The following is a 2,242-nucleotide window of genomic DNA, read 5'->3' as shown; positions in this document are numbered from 1 at the left end:
ATTTGATACGTCGTGACGGGTGTCTTGTCACCGCCCTTCTTCCCTGCAACTTCAGTCGGCTCGACGACCTGAACGGAAACCTTATATTGATTTCCGACCTTGTCAATCCCCAAAGCTACAGCGATTGCGAGCTCATTCAACTCACGGCCCTTCCAACAACCTGTGACGAATATAAGCGAGATGACAATTAAACAGAGTAAATATCTTTTATGCATCATCGATTATCCACCTGCATTATCGCGCGACGGTTCAGAATGACTACTTTGTTCGCGAATGATGTTGTTTTTATTGATCAATCTRGGTCGCGCAATCATTGCCCATCGGGGGAATCGGAATATGGTATCCTTTTGCTCTTCAAGATTAAATGGTGCAAATGGACTCAGGTAGGGAACTCCGAATGAACGCAAACTGCACAAGTGAAGTACGAGTGCAAAAATCCCAATAATAATCCCGAACAACCCAAAAGAAGCAGCAAGTATCATCAAAGGAAAACGAAGCATTCTAAAGGTCATGGACATGTCGAAGGCCGGAAGCACAAAGCTGGCAATCCCCGTTAGTGCAACGACGATTACCATTGCGGCAGATATAATCCCCGCCTCAACAGCCGCTGTTCCAATAACCAATGTTCCTACAATGGAGACGGCCTGTGCAATGGCCTTTGGCATTCTTAAGCCAGCTTCCCGTAAAATTTCAAATGTTACCTCCATCATCACGGCCTCGATGAACGCTGTAAAAGGTACCCCTTCTCGTTGAGCAGCCAAACCGATTAACAGCTGCGTAGGCAGCATTTCCTGATGGAATGTAGTGACAGCAATGTAAAGTGACGGACCTAACAGAGAAATAAAAATACTAAGAAAACGAAGCATACGAATCAACGTGCTGATATCCGCGCGCGTATAATAATCCTCAGCAGCCTGTATAAACGAGATAAATAATGCTGGGACGACCAATACAATCGGCGTTCCGTCAACCAAAATGGCTACTTTCCCTTCCAAAAGCTCAGCTGCTATGACATCCGGACGTTCCGAATGATACAACGTAGGAAAAGGAGTATAGGTTTTTTCCTGAATTAATTCTTCAATGTAGCCGCTCTCCAATATGCCATCAATATCGATCCGATCGAGACGACGATGCACTTCTTCTACTATCTTGTCATTTGCAATTCCTTTGATATACATGATCGATACATCGGTTTTTGTCACTCTCCCAATTGACGTTGTTGTGAGCCATAAATTAGGATCTTTTATTTTGCGGCGGATTAACGCCGTATTGGTTCGAATACATTCTGTAAAGCCTTCTTTCGGTCCCCGAATGACGGTCTCTGTCGTGGATTCCGTGACTGCACGGTCTTTCCAGCCTCGCATGCCGATGATGAACCCTTGGGCGCAACCGTCCAATAAAAGAATGACATCTCCAGACAACAAAGCAGTTGTCAAAGCACCAAATTCAGAAACATCCTTGATAGCTCCTACCGTTAGAATTTGATCCTTCACAACTTGGAGGATCTTATCTGGGCTTGATTCGTTTGGGTCAAGCTCCGTATTAGGGATGCTTGGCATAAGCGATTCGATGATGAATTTCTGCACAGATTGCAGATCCGTTAAACCATCTGTATAAAATATCCCGGCTTTAAATTTCTCTCCTGCTCCAATCTGAATTTCTCTGATCACAATATCGCTGCTATGACCTAGCATATTTTTTACATATTGGATATTATCATCAAGGCATAAATTCAACCTTTTTTCTTGGGCAGCTTTGTTGGAATCTATACGCTTGCTTGCTGGAAGATCCATCTTGTTTTTTGATTGATTATTGAAAAACCCCATTTGCCTATGTTCCTCTCTGCTCTGAAATAGGGTAAGTTTTTTGAAAATATCTTTAACATTTGTTAACCAAACTTCGTTGATTCATACATTCATTGAATGAAGAGAGTGACTAGGACAAGTGTTTATCTAACAAAGTAAAAGGTAACAATGAGAAGATGCTGCAATGCTCTAGTCAAAGCTAATGGGGAATGGTTTTTATGGACTATATAATATAATGCAGATAACTTAGAAAGAGGCCAAAAATGGTAAGAGACATCAAAATAAATGTGCGTCAATTTACCGTGTTAGTCATATTGTATTCCGTTGGTACTGCTGTCTTAATTATTCCATCAACATTAGCTGAAATCGTCAAACAAGACGCTTGGATCGCGGCTGTTCTCGGTGTGGGATTAGGGATGTTACTCGTATTATTGTAC

Annotated in this window: 3 protein-coding genes; 1 reads left to right on the top strand and 2 read right to left on the bottom strand. The window is 42.2% G+C overall.

Going from position 1 to position 2,242, the window contains the following annotated elements; all coding sequences use genetic code 11:
• Together AC1DSE_RS34315 and AC1DSE_RS34310 are read right to left on the bottom strand one after the other, a co-directional pair.
• Positions 1-218: Ger(x)C family spore germination protein (locus tag AC1DSE_RS34315; protein ID WP_477529019.1), on the bottom strand; the 218-nt coding region annotated here is incomplete at its 3' end.
• A gap of 3 nt (positions 219-221) precedes the next feature.
• Positions 222-1,826, bottom strand: coding sequence for a spore germination protein (locus tag AC1DSE_RS34310; protein ID WP_477509649.1), 1,605 nt, complete (start codon positions 1,824-1,826; stop codon positions 222-224).
• A gap of 242 nt (positions 1,827-2,068) precedes the next feature.
• Here AC1DSE_RS34310 and AC1DSE_RS34305 point away from each other — a divergent pair.
• The coding region (locus AC1DSE_RS34305) for a GerAB/ArcD/ProY family transporter (protein WP_477529020.1) at positions 2,069-2,242 on the top strand (174 nt) is incomplete at its 3' end.

It is taken from the genome of Paenibacillus sp. 01L418 (genome assembly GCF_056400045.1).
Note: the sequence above shows the minus strand (reverse complement) of the source record. Positions and strands in the feature narration are given on the sequence as shown.